Below are 14,688 nucleotides of genomic sequence, written 5' to 3' on the forward strand. Positions count from 1 at the left end.
CCTGGAAATCCCCGACTAGTCTTTTACCGTTCCGTTGATAGGAATCCCGCTATTCCCCAGACTTTCCTACTATTAGTAACTAAGTAACATTTTTTGAAAAATATTGAATTTTAGGAAAAAGTAATCTATTAATATTTCCATACTCGAAATATAATGAGTGGCAAATAGTAGAGGAGGGATTATATGAAAAAGAAAAAACTTCTCAGACCTGCAGCTGTGTTAGCTGTCATTTCTATGACTCTATCATCACTTGCCTACACACCCGGAAATGCAGCAGCGAAAGAAAAACCGGTACAGACAGCACAAATTGAGGATGTAAAGTCTCAGCCAATCTATTCATATGAGGAGGCGATTCGTGAGACTGTGTATGTCGAATCCACACTTGATTCGGATGAAAACGGAAAAGCAGATAGGATTGCTGTGGATATCATCCGTCCGAAGGAAACAGAAGAAGGCCTGAAGGTTCCCGTAATCATGGATGCGAGTCCATATTATGAAAGCATGGGGCGTGGAAATGAAAGTGAAGTGAAAGACCGGGACAAGGATGGCATTAATGAGAAGTTTCCTCTATTTTATGATAATTATTTTGTTCCAAGAGGGTATGCAGTCGCTTTGCCAGAGATGGTTGGAACGAACAATTCGGATGGCTGCCCGACAACAGGCGGATATGAGGAAATTGAAAGCATCCGGGTCGTGATTGACTGGATGAATGGCAGGGCAAAAGCTTGGGATCAAGATAATAATGAAGTGAAAGCAGACTGGACAACCGGGAATGTCGGAATGATCGGAAAGTCCTATGATGGCACGCTGGCTAATGGGGTAGCGGCTACAGGCGTAGAAGGCTTAAAGACAATTGTTCCAATTGGAGCCATTAGCAGCTGGTACAATTATTACCGCTATGAGGGACTTACATATTACAACAACGGACCAGGAGGCTTGGCCAGCAGAGTTGCCAGCAGCTCCCGCAAAGATGTCTGTAAGCCCGTGTTCGATCGCTTGAATGCGGAAGCGGATGATCCATCAGGAGATTATAATGAGTTCTGGGATGAAAGAAATTACGTTAAGGACGTAAAAAATGTAAAAGCAAGTGTGTTTGCTGTCCATGGATTAAATGATTTCAATGTGAAAATGAATCACCTCGCGGATTGGTGGTTAGCCCTATCCAAAGAAGAGGTTCCGAGAAAACTTTGGCTCACCCAAACTGGCCATGTCGATCCATTTGACTTCCGCAGAGCAGAGTGGGTTGATACACTGCATCGCTGGTTCGACTACTGGCTGATGGATATCGAGAATGGCATTATGGACGAGCCTGCCGTTGATATTGAAAGAGGTGCGGATAATTGGGAAACCCAGTCCTCATGGCCGGATCAAAATGCGGCAAATGTTAAAATACGATTAGCGCCAGGCGAGAATGATCAGACAAATGGCATGCTGACCACAGGGCCTGTAAAGGGGAATTTTCAGCAATCCTTTACAGATAACCCAACACAAACCGAGCAGCAGATGGTAACCAATGAAACGGCTGTCAAAAGCGACCGCCTGGCATTTTTATCTCCACAGCTTGAAGAAGATGTCCGTTTGAGCGGCATACCTGAAATTTCACTTCGGGCAAAGGTCAATAAAGAAGACTCTAATTTGACAGTTCTCATTGTCGATTATGGAGAGGATACCCGCATTCATCATGAAGGCCCGGGAGAGGGAGTCCGAACTCTGAATACAGAAAGCTGTTGGGGAGAAAGTATTTCAACAGATGATGGATGTTACAAAGAAACAGAAAAAACCACTCACACAGCACCATATGAAGTCGTGACAAGAGGATGGTTTGATCCGCAGAACTGGAAAACGATTGAGAAGGATGACCCTTTAAAAGTAGGCAAGAGCTATAAGTTTGAATGGGATGTATTGCCTGAAGACTACGTATTTAAGGAAGGTCACCGAATCGGCATCATTATCGCTGGAAGCGATCGAAGACGTACGATTCCATCAACAACAGGGGCCACGTTTGAAGTAAAGCTTGGGCAAAGTTATATCAGCCTGCCTGTTGTGGGCGGAAAAAAGGCAGTTGGATTTTAATAGAATAGAAGAGGCGGGTCTGCAGCAAGAGCAGACTCGTTTTTTTTTTCTCAGCAAAATAAGAAGGATAATTGTTTACGCAAGTTCCATTTCATAACAAAGTTCTTCCTGCTGTGTATCTTCAAACCATTTCATTCCGGCCGCAGTCATGCCGATTTTCCTGAGCACTTTTCCGGATGCAGGGTTGGCCGGATCCACAGCCGCGATTATTTTCCGGACGTTCGGGCCATTTTTCCTTAAAGCGGCCACGCATGCAGCGGCAGCTTCAGCTGCATATCCCTTTCCCCAGCAAAGCTGATTAAAATGATAGAGGAGCTCGGCTTCGTGTTCATTTTCTGCCGGATTAAACCCGCAAACCCCGATGATGGAGGAGTTTTCTTTTAGCAAAACAGTATAAACAGAGTAGCCTTTTTCATTCTGCAGCCGCCGGTAAAATTTGATGGAGCGCTGGATTTGGCTTTTTGTGCTGGCGCCGCCGCAGTATTTCATTACCTCCGGGCTGCCCCAAATCTCATAAACTGCATCCAGGTCATCGGCCTGCATGGTCCGGAGCAGGAGCCGATCCGTTTCAAAAGGAATGGTCATTCTATTCACCTCGTGCGGTTTTCTCTTCTATGAAAATATTATAAGATAGAGTAAGGAAAAACGTTAGGAGTTTTTGTCATGCATGTACTCTATAAATCTTTGATTTTGGGAATGGCCGCCAGCATCCAGGGGATCGCGATGACCTTTTTCTTGTTTCCGCATTTTATCCCGTCCGGCGGTGCGGCAAGTCTGGCGGTTTTATTCAATTATCTATTGGACACGCCCTATTCGGTGACATTGTGGGTTTTGAATGCGGGCCTGCTGCTGGCAGCGGCCAAATGGCTCGGGAAAAGCAGTGTGATTTGGACGCTGTTTTGTGTTTCGGTTACTTCGGTTACGATTGATTCTCTGACACCATACATAACGGAACCGCTGAATTCGGTTCTCCTGGATCTTTTGCTTGGAGCGGTAGTCTTTGGAGCAGGAGTCGGCATTTTATTCCGGATGGGCGCTTCGTCAGGAGGCATGGATATCCTCGCGTTAATCATTTCCAAAGCAAGGGGAAGTGCGCCGGGACGGACGTTATTTTACATAAATGGCAGTCTGCTTTTGCTTACAGGGGTTGTCGTGGACTGGAAGGTTATTGTTTATGCGGTGATCTGCCAGATGATTGGGACGCGGATGATTGATCTTATTTACAAGGTTGATATAAAAATCCTTGCGGAGAAATATAAAATTCATTACTAAAAGAAAGGGCCGTGCAGGCCTTTTCTTTTTAATGGAAAAAAAATAATTTACTACTATTCCAGGTTAATAACAGGAAAGCGGGGATACAATGATTCAGCTGCAAGAAGATAAGGAGAATAGCAAGAAGAATAATGAAGAAGAGGATAATGGCTGGGATGTAGGCGAGAATACGTATGAAGCAGGGGAGCAGCTGGCGGATGAGGGCTGTCTTGGCTGTGCCGGCGGATGCTTTTTTCAGGCTTTATTTCTTGTGATGACACCACTATATTTTTTTCTGACATAGAAAGGACAGGGGAACCTGTCCTCTACCAGATCTATCGGCCAAGATGTTATGGATATTGGACGGATTTTCATTTTATCGGCCACTCCGCTCCACATTAGCTTTTCAAAGATGTCATGGTGAAAATAATTTAATATAATACTCTCCACAAATAAAAAGTAGCATACGCTTCCCAATTCTTCCATGCAGCCGAATAATTCAAGATTTCCGATTTGGCCGGTTTTCTTTCAGAGCCTGTGATCCCTTTGATTGCGTTATGAAGGCCGACATCATCGATTGGAAAAGCATTCGGGAAGCGCAGGCACCGCATGAGGACATAATGGGCGGTCCATGGGCCGATCCCGCGTATTCTCGTTAGCTTTTTTTCTGCAGCTTTTACATTTCCCTCTTTCAGCAAGTCCTCTTTTGAAAGCTTGCCATTTGCAATTAAGCTTGCCACATCAATGAGATATTCGCATTTTTTAACGGTCATTTTTAAGTCGGCCAGATCTTCGATGGTTAACCCGGCAATCGTTTTCGCTGCGGGAAAGAGCCAGTATCTGCTCCCGCCGTATTCCAGGCACTCCCCATATTTTTCAACGAGCCGCCGTTTTAGTGTATATGCGTATGTAAGGTTGATCTGCTGCCCCAGGATTCCCCACGCAAGAGCCTCGAATAAGTCGGGAATTCCCATCACTCTGAGCCCGAAAAATTGCTCCGCGGGCTTTTGCAGCAAGGGATCTGTTTGTGCCATCTCATAAAATGGGTTCAGATTTGCTCCAAGGTCGAACCAATCATGAACATATGCCGCAATTTCTGCTTTCAATTGATGCGTGACAGGCTTATGAATACTGACGGATAGGAACTGATCTGACTCACCACTTATTTCAAGCAGCAGCTTATCCTTCCCAAAGGAAAGGGCACGTCTAATGGTCTCGCCGGAAATCTCATAAAGGCATTCGTTTGCCGATCTTGATAAGTATCGCAGGTTTTCGGAAAAGCTGAATTCATGCGGAGTGAAAAGGACCAGGCCATTTTCATCCTCTTTCCAATTAACAGTATGAGAGCTCATTTGGATTCCTCCTTTTCTTTATTGTAAATCCTCAGGATTACGTTATCTTGCGTTTATATTTAGGAAATCGCTGATGATAACATTTTTTGTGTATACTTTTTAGCAGAGGTGAGCGCAGGTGGCTTATGAACAGATTCCGGAAGAATATTGGAACGCGATAAAGGATTGCGACAAATCCTATGATGATCTTTTTCTTTATGGTGTTAAAACGACAGGGATATTCTGCAGGCCATCGTGCCGGTCGAGAGTCCCGAATATCGGCAATGTCGCTATTTTTCAAAATGCCGCTCAAGCACTGGCGGAAAATTTCAGACCGTGCAAGCGCTGCAAACCGGAAGGGCTCAGCCTGCCTGCAGAAGAATGGATTAAGCAAATAACTGTGTGGATCGATCAGCATTATTGCGCCCCGATTACATTGCATCAATTGGGGGACTTGTTTCATGGAAGTCCCTATCATCTGCAGCGGGTGTTCAAACGGGTTACCGGGAAGTCGCCCACAGAGTATATTCAGGATATCCGGCTTGAAAAAGCCGTTCATATGCTGGAGGCAGGTGAGCAATCGATAGCCGATGTCGGTGCATCAGCAGGATTCCCCAGCACCCCTTATTTTATCTCTTTATTTAAAAAGAAGCTGGGCACAACACCTGCAGCATATCGAAACAAAACAAGGGAGGAGCGGAAGAATGAACATTGAATGGGCGAACATGCAGGAAGGTGAGTGGAGCCTGTATCTCGCTAGAACAGAAAAAGGTCTCTGCTATATAGGCTCTGACCCGGAGTTTAAGGATTTTGAAAGGTCACTGAAAAAATATATTCCAGCTGCAGTGCTTGTAGAAAATAAAGCAGCACTGCAGCCATACATGATGGAATTACAGGAATTTCTTCTCGGGAAAAGACAAATTTTTTCAATGGACCTGGATGTGAAAGGCACTCCGTTTCAAGAGGAAGTCTGGGAGGCATTAACTCAGATTCCTTACGGTAAAACTGTCTCCTATTCGGACATCGCAGAGAAAATAAACAGGCCGCAGGCAGTCCGGGCAGCAGGGAAAGCAATCGGTGCCAATCCGCTGTTAATCGCGGTCCCATGCCATCGTGTCATTGGAAAAAATGGAGCGATAACCGGCTATCGCGGAGGCATAGAAATGAAGCATCATTTACTTGAATTGGAGAAACAAGGCTGAAGAGATGGTCCTCTTCGGCTATTTTTAATTTGCTTTAACCAACTTGGGCGTTTAATTGGATTCTGCAATGACAGTAATGGGAACTTTTTCCTCCAGTAACCGTAGAAAAAGGTAAGTGAACGCAGCGTACGCGTAAAGGCAGAGGAGGAGAAAAAGATGTATGTAATTGATCCCATGTTCTGGCCAAAGCTTTTACTTTTAATAACGATTGTTGGAGTATTAATCTATTCTTTCGAATTGGGTTTAAGAAAATGGCTGAAAGTGGAGAAGAAGAAATTTTTTTCTTATAACCATATCAATGATAAACATAAAAAGGTGGATTGGACCATTCGGATTGGTTTTTTAGTTACCCTCTTGACCGGATATGTTATTAACATGAAGCGGTACCCGATGGAATTTATATGGTATTTGGAGCCAGCGGTTCTGCTGATTGTTTTTATTGTTCTTTCCGAAACGGCCCGAGCTTTTATGGAGTGGAAATATGCAGAAAATCGCAAGGCTTATCTTGTAACGATTTTCCACCTGGCCTTTGTTTTATTTTTGTTATTCATTGTTATTAAGACTGACTTTTTCTGGATGCTGTAGAGCTGCTAAACAGGCGTCAGCAAATTTTTGAAAAAGAATAGGAAATAATAGAAAATGAATAAGACCTAATCTATTGCTTTTGGTTAACTTTATTTAGGAGTGGAATGATGAGAGATATTTCGATATTGATTGCGGACGATGAGGAGGAGATTGCTGATCTGATTGCCATTCATTTAGAAAAAGAAGGGTACCATGTTATTAAAGCATCGGATGGACAAGAGGCCGTACGTATTGTTGAGACTCGGTCGATTGATTTGCTGGTTTTGGATATTATGATGCCAAAGATGGATGGATATGAAGTAACCCGCCGCATTCGCGAACAGCATAATATGCCGATCATATTTTTGAGTGCGAAAACATCTGATTTTGATAAAGTGCAGGGCCTGGTGATTGGAGCAGATGATTATATGACGAAACCATTCACCCCCATAGAATTGGTTGCTCGTGTAAATGCCCAGCTCCGGCGTTTTATGAAGCTGAATCAGCCCAAAGCAGATATTAAAACCAGCCTGGAATATGGCGGATTAGTGATTACTCCTGATCAGCGTACAGTCACTCTTTATGGAAAAACCATCGACCTGACACCGAAAGAATTTGATATTCTGTATTTACTGGCGAGCCATCCAAAGAAGGTGTTTAATGTGGAAAATATCTTTCAGCAGGTGTGGGGCGAAGCCTATTTTGAAGGCGGAAATACCGTTATGGTCCATATACGGACGCTTCGAAAAAAGCTTGAGGAAGACAAACGAAAAGACAAATGGATCAAGACTGTATGGGGAGTAGGGTATACCTTCAATGGGTAAAATAATGCGCAGTTTTCGATCAAAAATGGTGCTGTTATTCGGTTTGAGTATGCTCCTCTCAGGGCTCGTAACTTATCTAATCTTCAAAGGACTGCAATACTATTATCACACGATGGTGCAGTATGAGGATCCTATGGCTCAGTTCCGCATCTTTTTGGGGAGATTCGGGGATTTTAATCTTTTTTTCATCTTATTCATTTTACTATCTTTCCTTTTTTTCTTTTTCCTTACGAAGCCCTATTCTGCTTATTTTAATGAGATTTCCAGCGGCATTCGTTATCTTGCTCGGGGTGATTTTCAACACAAGGTGCATATCCAGTCAAATGATGAATTCAGGGATATTGCGCTGGACATTAATTTGGCAAGTGAAAAATTGCAGGAAGCAATTAAGCGGGGGGACTTTTCGGAAAGCAGCAAGGATCAATTGGTTGTTAATTTAGCTCATGATTTGCGGACCCCTCTTACATCCGTTTTAGGATATTTGGATTTGATCCTTAAGGATGAAAGCCTGACAAAAGAACAAGTCAGACATTTCTTAACCATTGCCTTTACTAAATCTCAACGATTAGAAAGGCTGATTGATGAATTATTCGAGATTACCAGGATGAACTATGGAATGCTGCCTCTAGAAAAAAAGAGAATCAATTTAACAGATCTGCTTAATCAATTAAAGGAAGAATTGTACCCTGTATTCGAAAAAAATCATTTGATTGTACGGATGAATAGTGAGCCCCACTTGCCGATTTTTGGTGATGGAGATTTGATCGCACGCGTTTTTGAAAATCTTATGACGAATGCAATCCGCTATGGGTATGAAGGACAGTATGTTGATATTAACGGGTATATAGAGGCGGAGGAAGTAGTCGTCCAAATTGTGAATTATGGAGATAGCATTCCTTCGAATGAACTGCCTTATCTATTTGATATGTTCTATACCGGTGACAAAGCGCGAACTCATCAAGAAGATAGCACAGGTCTTGGATTGTTCATTGCGAAAAATATTGTGGAACAGCATGATGGATCGATTGCGGCTGAGAGCAGCGTCATTCAGACCGTTTTTGAAGTCCGTTTACCAAAAGACAATGAACTGGATACGAAAGAACTAGTAACTTCCATTACATGATTTAAGAAAAATTTAATCTTTTCCCTACTCTTTATTTTAATAGTTTTTCCTATTCTTTTAATCAAATAAGATTTAGGAGGAAACTGAAAATGAAGAAGTGGGGATTTTTATTGCTGCTAGTTTTGTGCTTGGGATTATCTTATATAAATATGGATTCTCTTTTTGAGCCAAAAATAGAGATACAACAATATAATCAATATGAACCTGATCAGGAAGAAGATGAGAGGACTGAAAGTAACAGCTCAAAAAAAGAGATAACAGAAGATCAAATCTATTTGGGAAATCTGCTTTTGGTCAACAGCAGCTATCCGGTACAGCCGGAAAGTGTTAAATCGGATATCATCAATCTGTCTGCTCACGGTGAATTGACACAGGGTTACGGATTGCTGGGCAGTGAAATTTATTTATCAGAGGATATAGCACACAGATTTTCAGAGATGATGGCTGCTGCAGAAGAAGAAGAAGTTCGCAATTTCTCTATTACGAGTGGATTTCGGGACTTTGACGAGCAGAATGCACTTTATCAGGAAATGGGTTCTGACTATGCCTTGCCAGCCGGCTATAGCGAACATAATCTGGGTCTATCGCTTGACGTAGGCTCCACTCAAATGAGAATGGCTGAAGCACCCGAAGGAAAGTGGATCGAACAAAACGCCTGGAAATACGGGTTTATTTTACGCTATCCAAAGGATAAAACGGATGTAACAGGAATTCAATATGAACCTTGGCATATTCGCTATGTTGGTTTTCCGCATAGTGCAATTATGAAGGAAAAGAATTTTGCTTTAGAAGAATATTTGGATTACCTAAAGAAAGAAACACACATTTCCATGAGTATGAATGGCGAAAAATACAATATTGCCTATTATCCAATTTCTCAAAGCAAGACGATTAACGTACCGGCTCATAGTCATGTTGAAATTTCAGGAAACAATATGGATGGAGTCATAGTGACCGTGAAAGAATGAAAATTAATGTCTGATTCGGAGCAGTTGCCGACAGGGGTGCGAGAGGCAAGAATGTGGAAATAACCTTTTTTTCGCTGGAAATCCCAGGCTAAAATAAACATCTTAATGGGAGTTATTTTTATCATTTAGCTTCATCTTTCACCTTTATTTCATTAGAATGATAATATACTCAAAGCATGATGAGGGGGGAGTAAAATGCAAAGCATCACCTGCGGAAAAAGATCCTATTCCAGAGAGTTTCATTCGCACCAGCATGAGTTTGGCCAGTTTCTTTTCCCCTTGCAGGGCTCCCTGGATATCAAGACGAAGTGGCAGGATATCAAGCTTGACCCCGACTATTGTTTTTATCTTCCGCCAGGGTCTGATCATAACTATCGGTCGATGGACCGGAATGAGTTTTTGATCCTGGATATCCCGACGGCCTATTTGCCGGAGGAGTCCAGCAGTATGTACATTCAGCTGGATCAGCAATGGTCTTCGATCCGTTATTTGCTGCTGGAAGAGGCGGGGAATCAGGGGAATGCATCCTCCCTGGCTGATTTGACCAGGTTTGTGGCCGGCAAACTGCAAATCGCCAAGCCTCCGTCGATTGATTATATTCATAAGCATTATAAGGAGTCGATCCGATTGGAGGGTCTAGCGAAAATCGAACATTATCATCCTGCCTATTATTCCGCATGGTTTAAGAAGAAAACCGGGAAAAGCCCAAAAGGCTATATATCTGATCTGCGCTTGAAAGAGGCGAAGCATTTATTAATGTCAACCTCCTGGTCTATGTCGGTGATCAGCGGGGAATTAGGCTTCGAAAATTCTTCCTCCTTTACACGGTGGTTTACCCGCTGTGAAGGAATAGCACCACAAAAATACAGAATCCTTAAGAATGGATAAAAGGGATATTAAACTTGGTAAAGAAAATTCTCAGGGAATTTTCTAAGATAAGTTTAATGATTCCTTTTATCTTTTTTTATTGAGGTGATAACATGAACGGGAAAACGGCTCCATTTTTCATATTGCTTGCCGGAGTGCTCTGGGGGACTACGGGTACCACGCAGGCATTTGCGCCGGAAAGCGCACACCCGATTGCCATTGGGGCTGCCCGTCTGGCGGCAGGCGGTTTATTTTTATTATGCATGGTTTTTCTGGCGGGGAAACTGGACCTGAAAAATTGGCCTATTAAGAACACCTTGATGGCATCACTTTGTATGGCCCTGTACCAGCCATTGTTCTTTTCAGCGGTCACTCTTACAGGGGTAGCCATTGGGACTGTGACAGCGATCGGGAGTGCACCGGTCTTATCGGGTCTTCTTGAATGGCTCTATTTGAAAAAACGCCCCTCTGCCATTTGGTGGTGTTCTACCTTCCTGTCCATTTTGGGCTGTGTCCTGCTATTCATGAACAAAAACTCGGTTCATATGGACCCGGCTGGCCTATTACTGGCATTGGGGGCTGGTTTAACATTTGCAGGCTATACGCTTGTCAGCAGGGACCTGGTTGAAAACTATTCATCCTTGTCAGTAGTGGCCGTTGTTTTCACCTTAAGTGCCATCTTTCTTTCGCCATTCTTATTTATTTTTGACATGTCCTGGCTTGGGAGTGTTCGGGGGTTGACTGTCAGCCTGCACCTGGGGATTCTGGCTACGGGAATTGCCTATTTTCTTTTTTCAAAAGGGCTTGTCCATGTTTCCTCTTCAACGGCTGTCACACTTGCGCTGGCGGAGCCTTTAACTGCAGCATTATTAGGAGTTTTCCTATTGGGAGAATCGTTAACCGCAGTTTCCTGGCTAGGGATATTCCTCATAATGATGGGGATAGGGGTATTAATCGGTTCATCTCAAAATTCGGGCCGCAAAATAAGAGCAGCAGAGTCTTAATGGAAACCATTCATCGTATAAAAACTCCAAAAGAACACATACTATTATTTAGTCAAAATGGAGGTGTTCTTATGCCTGAAAAATCTAAAATCAGTTCATCCGAACTGGGTGCATTATGGATGACGTATCAAAAAAAAACGATGATTCTTCGTATATTAGAATATTTTATTGAGAAATCGAAAAACCCAAAAGCGAAAAATTTGATGTCAGGATTGAGGGAAAAACTTCATCCTAAAGTTGTTGAAATAAAAAAACTGCTGCAAAATGAGGGGGCGGCTGTCCCTAACGGCTTTACGGATCAGGACGTTAATTTAAATGCTCCTATATTGTTTGAGAACGGATTTGATATAATGTTTTGCCGGATCTTAAAGGAAATTAGCATGGGCATGTATGTCCTCCATTTAACCATGGCTTATCGAAAGGATATTATTAAGCTTTATAGGGACATGACCGATTTAACTCAGGAATATTATGGTAAATTTACCCAATTTCTTTTGGATGAAGGGCTGCTTCCAAGTCCCACCTTTATAAACTTCCCTAAATCAGCTGATTTTGTAACCAGTAATAACTATTTAAAAGGAACTAATATTCTTGGTCAGAAGCGCCCCATTAATACGGTGGAATTTGGGCTGCTGTATCACGGGATTGAAACAAACATCACCGGCATGCAGCTGATGGCTGGATTTGCTCAATGTGCAGAAGGAGAAGAAGTTAGAAAATATTTTTTAAAAGGGAAAGAGCTTTCGAAAGAAATTATTAAAGAGTTTGGGGAAAAGCTCCTTCAAAACGATATCCAGCCGCCTGCCACTTCAGGGGGAACAGTGACAAATTCAACAGAGGCTCCATTTTCGGATAAGCTAATGATATTTTGCACCTATCTTTTATGCGGGTTTAGTATTGGCGGACAGGGATTTGGCATCGGCTTCAGCCTTCGCAATGATCTAAATATGAATTTTGGTAAATTTGGAATTGAGGTTTTTGAGTATATACGTGAAGGTGTAAAGATCATGATTTCCAATGGGTGGCTTGAGGAAGCACCGCGGATGGATGTATAAAAATATAATGAAAGCCTAATTTCTTCCTGATGTGCCGGAGAGAGTTAGGCTTTTTTTATGCTTATTTCTCCATAGTATTTTTTGTTCTACAAAAAAGATTGCATTGTGAATTAATATTCTTTATTATTTTTTGTAGAACAAAAAATATTCCGGAGGGTTTATGAAAGAACAAACCTTTACATCATTCGAACAATATGAAGAGTATCTTAGAAATAAGATGATTTATAAAGCAAAAAGGAAAGGTCTGGAAGGTGAGGGTCTTGCAGAATATCTGAAAAAACATGAGAATGATGCAGCGCGTATTTGGAAGGAAAACGATCTTCAGAAATGGCTGGAAAAAGACGGGTATGTGACCATAGCCGTCTGGAGGGACGAAACAGGGCAGCGGAAAATTGGAAGGGGCCGGCCCAAGAAGCCTGAAGGCCAAAAGCTTAAGCATTCCATCCATGTCCGGCTGGATGAAGAAATGTTCAAAAAGCTGAATCATTTCTGCCAGGAAAAAAAGGTGGATGTTTCAGAAGCCATACGGATTCTTATCCATAACCTTTGAGCTTAAAGTCCAAAAATCATAAGAAAAGGCAGGACAATCAATGAATGATTCTTTAGGAAATATAAGAAATGCCCCGGGTGCACCTTCAAAGTCAAGGCGATTATGGATGGCGATCGTACTTGGTACTTTAGCTGCGTTTGCCCCGTTATCCATCGACATGTATTTGCCGGCTCTGCCTGATATAGCTAATGATCTGCATACCAAGCCGTCCCTGGTCCAGCTTAGTTTAACCTTTTTCCTGCTCGGTCTATCCCTAGGCCAGCTGCTTGCAGGGCCGCTCAGTGATGTGCGCGGACGCCGGAAGCCGCTTCTTATAGGGCTATTGATTTATTTTGCTGTTTCTCTCTTGTGCGCCTTTAGCCAGTCCATCTGGGGCTTGATTGGGCTGAGGTTTATTCAGGGTCTGGCCGGGGCAGCAGGAATTGTCATCTCCCGTGCGATTGTCCGGGATCTTTACTCAGGCACTGAGCTGACTAAATTTTTCTCTCTGCTGGCTTTAGTGAATGGTGTGGCCCCCATCCTTGCTCCTATACTTGGCGGCCAGTTATTGCGGATTGCTCCCTGGCAGGGAGTGTTTATCGTTTTGAGTGTAATCGGCTTGGTGATGTTTCTTGTCGTACTATTCGGTCTGCCAGAGACGCTGTCTGAAGATTCCCGTTCACAGGGCGGTATAAAAAACACATTAACCACCTTTCAGCAGCTCTTATCTGATCGAAGTTTCATAGGGTATGCATTGTCTCAAGGACTGGTGTTTGCTGCCATGTTTGCGTATATATCCGGCTCACCTTTCGTCCTTCAGAACATGTATGGGGCCTCCCCGCAGATGTTCAGCCTGATATTTGCCATCAACGGTCTAGGAATCATCATTTCCAGTCAAATCACGGGAAGGCTGGCGGGGCGGATCAGCGAAAGGAAGCTTTTTACGGCTGGCATATGCATCTCTTTCATTGGAGCTATTGCTCTATTAATCATGCTTCTTTTAGATGCAGGCTTGTACGCTATTTTGCCGCCGTTATTCTTTGTGGTTGCAAGTATTGGGGTGGTGAGTACTTCAGGCTTCTCGCTTGCCATGCAAAATCAGGGCAAGTCGGCAGGGAGTGCCTCCGCATTACTGGGAGTACTATCCTTAATCTTTGGAGGAGGTGTGGCTCCCCTTGTTGGCTTAGGAGACAGACCGGCGATATCGATGGGGATTGTCATAGCATGTGCAAGTACCGGGGCTGTACTGTCCTATATGTTCCTGGCAGCCCGGCCCAGTGGGAAATCCATTGATAATGAGAAAGCTGCCATGTAAATAACCTATTAATCTAGTAAAATGAGTTATAAATGAAAGGGGAAATTAACAGTGGATATACAGAAAATAATCACGACTCGCCGCAACATAAAAAAGTTCAAATCTGATAAAGTGGAGCATAGTTTAATCACCTCCTGGCTAGAGGCTGCGAGCATGGCACCCAACCATAAAATGACGGAGCCATGGGAGATATTATTTGTTGGTCCGGAAACAAGGGCAAAGCTGAATCACAAAACCGATTTTTGCCAGGCGCCAGTCGTGCTGGCCATCCTGTCCAGGCATGGAGCAACCGACCTGGAACGAACTGAGAATATGGCTGCAGTATCCTGCTTTATTCAGAACTTCATGCTGATGGCGTGGGAATCAGGAGTAGGGACATTCTGGTCTTCCCTGGGGGTTTCAGCTGCAGCAAGAACTGCTTTAAATGTCCCGGATGATTATGATGTAGTTGGTATTTTAGGAGTAGGCTTTCCTGAGGAGGTACCTGAAGCGAAGGAGCGTACACCGATTGAAAGGAAAATAAGGCATTTATCATAAGTATTTTTATAGGGCGCCTATCCAATGGATGGTGCTCTTTTTTGT

At 43.2% G+C, this 14,688-nt stretch carries 17 protein-coding genes; 15 read left to right on the forward strand and 2 right to left on the reverse strand.

Going from position 1 to position 14,688, the window contains the following annotated elements:
* Positions 1-183: 183 nt before the first annotated feature.
* Positions 184-2,073 (forward strand): Xaa-Pro dipeptidyl-peptidase, encoded by a 1,890-nt coding sequence (locus tag NR125_RS20095; RefSeq protein WP_009335172.1) that lies wholly within the window; start codon positions 184-186, stop codon positions 2,071-2,073.
* Positions 2,074-2,148: 75 nt separating this feature from the next.
* Here the strand turns inward: NR125_RS20095 and NR125_RS20100 are convergent, their stop codons facing one another.
* The gene (locus NR125_RS20100) at positions 2,149-2,658 is read right to left on the reverse strand and encodes a GNAT family N-acetyltransferase (protein WP_019379416.1); all 510 of its coding nucleotides are present in this window, start codon (positions 2,656-2,658) and stop codon (positions 2,149-2,151) included.
* 78 nt (positions 2,659-2,736) lie between these two features.
* Here NR125_RS20100 and NR125_RS20105 point away from each other — a divergent pair, with 78 nt between their 5' ends.
* Positions 2,737-3,345 (forward strand): YitT family protein, encoded by a 609-nt coding sequence (locus NR125_RS20105; RefSeq protein WP_019379415.1) that lies wholly within the window; start codon positions 2,737-2,739, stop codon positions 3,343-3,345.
* Between the two features lie 88 nt (positions 3,346-3,433).
* On the forward strand, positions 3,434-3,628 hold the full coding sequence (locus tag NR125_RS20110) for a hypothetical protein (RefSeq protein WP_071158045.1): 195 nt from the start codon (positions 3,434-3,436) through the stop codon (positions 3,626-3,628).
* 127 nt (positions 3,629-3,755) lie between these two features.
* Here NR125_RS20110 and NR125_RS20115 read toward each other — a convergent pair whose 3' ends face one another.
* Complete coding sequence (locus tag NR125_RS20115) at positions 3,756-4,676, reverse strand: DNA-3-methyladenine glycosylase 2 (protein WP_071158043.1); 921 nt, start codon at positions 4,674-4,676, stop codon at positions 3,756-3,758.
* A 118-nt stretch (positions 4,677-4,794) separates the two neighbouring features.
* Here NR125_RS20115 and NR125_RS20120 point away from each other — a divergent pair, with 118 nt between their 5' ends.
* From NR125_RS20120 to NR125_RS20175, 12 genes are all read left to right on the forward strand, one after another.
* On the forward strand, positions 4,795-5,370 hold the full coding sequence (locus tag NR125_RS20120) for a bifunctional transcriptional activator/DNA repair enzyme AdaA (protein ID WP_071158041.1): 576 nt from the start codon (positions 4,795-4,797) through the stop codon (positions 5,368-5,370).
* Positions 5,360-5,857, forward strand: a complete 498-nt coding sequence (locus tag NR125_RS20125) for a methylated-DNA--[protein]-cysteine S-methyltransferase (RefSeq protein ID WP_019379412.1) — start codon at positions 5,360-5,362, stop codon at positions 5,855-5,857. Before NR125_RS20120 ends, NR125_RS20125 begins: the two co-directional genes overlap by 11 nt.
* Positions 5,858-6,013: 156 nt before the next feature.
* Complete coding sequence (locus tag NR125_RS20130) at positions 6,014-6,442, forward strand: DUF4181 domain-containing protein (protein WP_251263906.1); 429 nt, start codon at positions 6,014-6,016, stop codon at positions 6,440-6,442.
* Positions 6,443-6,549: 107 nt separating this feature from the next.
* Complete coding sequence (gene vanR, locus NR125_RS20135) at positions 6,550-7,245, forward strand: vancomycin resistance response regulator transcription factor, VanR-F/VanR-M family (RefSeq protein ID WP_251156660.1); 696 nt, start codon at positions 6,550-6,552, stop codon at positions 7,243-7,245.
* Entirely contained in the window at positions 7,238-8,368 is a 1,131-nt protein-coding gene (locus NR125_RS20140) for a sensor histidine kinase (RefSeq protein WP_256815980.1), read from the forward strand. Before vanR ends, NR125_RS20140 begins: the two co-directional genes overlap by 8 nt.
* Positions 8,369-8,457: 89 nt before the next feature.
* Positions 8,458-9,336: a VanY-A/VanY-F/VanY-M family D-Ala-D-Ala carboxypeptidase gene (gene vanY / locus NR125_RS20145; RefSeq protein WP_019379408.1), complete on the forward strand. Its 879-nt coding sequence runs from the start codon at positions 8,458-8,460 to the stop codon at positions 9,334-9,336.
* Positions 9,337-9,531: 195 nt separating this feature from the next.
* Positions 9,532-10,224, forward strand: coding sequence for an AraC family transcriptional regulator (locus tag NR125_RS20150; RefSeq protein WP_256815981.1), 693 nt, complete (start codon positions 9,532-9,534; stop codon positions 10,222-10,224).
* Between the two features lie 92 nt (positions 10,225-10,316).
* Positions 10,317-11,207 (forward strand): EamA family transporter, encoded by an 891-nt coding sequence (locus NR125_RS20155; RefSeq protein WP_009335159.1) that lies wholly within the window; start codon positions 10,317-10,319, stop codon positions 11,205-11,207.
* 71 nt (positions 11,208-11,278) lie between these two features.
* A complete protein-coding gene (locus NR125_RS20160; protein WP_251156652.1) occupies positions 11,279-12,262 on the forward strand; it encodes a DUF3231 family protein in 984 nt (327 codons plus the stop codon).
* Positions 12,263-12,422: 160 nt separating this feature from the next.
* Entirely contained in the window at positions 12,423-12,812 is a 390-nt protein-coding gene (locus tag NR125_RS20165) for a hypothetical protein (RefSeq protein ID WP_009335157.1), read from the forward strand.
* 40 nt (positions 12,813-12,852) lie between these two features.
* Positions 12,853-14,106: a multidrug effflux MFS transporter gene (locus NR125_RS20170; RefSeq protein WP_019379407.1), complete on the forward strand. Its 1,254-nt coding sequence runs from the start codon at positions 12,853-12,855 to the stop codon at positions 14,104-14,106.
* A gap of 51 nt (positions 14,107-14,157) precedes the next feature.
* Positions 14,158-14,643, forward strand: coding sequence for a nitroreductase family protein (locus tag NR125_RS20175; RefSeq protein WP_009335155.1), 486 nt, complete (start codon positions 14,158-14,160; stop codon positions 14,641-14,643).
* Positions 14,644-14,688: the final 45 nt, after the last annotated feature.

The sequence above is a fragment of the Cytobacillus sp. Bac17 genome (assembly GCF_024519925.1).
In the GTDB taxonomy this organism is placed as follows: domain Bacteria; phylum Bacillota; class Bacilli; order Bacillales; family Cytobacillaceae; genus Cytobacillus; species Cytobacillus pseudoceanisediminis.